Annotated in this window: 1 protein-coding gene; it reads left to right on the top strand. The window is 70.4% G+C overall.

Features of this window, described 5'->3' with window-relative positions; genetic code table 11:
- Positions 1 to 213: plasmid recombination protein (locus tag ACVOLI_RS20540; RefSeq protein ID WP_481615792.1), on the top strand; the 213-nt coding region annotated here is incomplete at both ends.

Here is a 213-nt window from a genome sequence, read left to right as displayed (position 1 = left end):
TGGCTCCGTGAGGAACACGGGGCCAATCTCGTCCAGGTCGTGTTGCACCTGGACGAACGAACCCCCCACCTCCATGCCGCCGTAGTCCCGGTGAACCGGGACGGCGGCCTGGCGGCCAAGCGCTATTGGGGGGAGGCGGCGGGCCTGTCTGCGCTGCAGACAGCCTACGGCAACCGGATGGCCCCCCACGGCCTACAGCGGGGGGTGATGGGG

The organism is Stenotrophomonas sp. STEN029, assembly GCF_056760015.1.
This window is presented reverse-complemented; position numbering and strand designations above follow the sequence as displayed.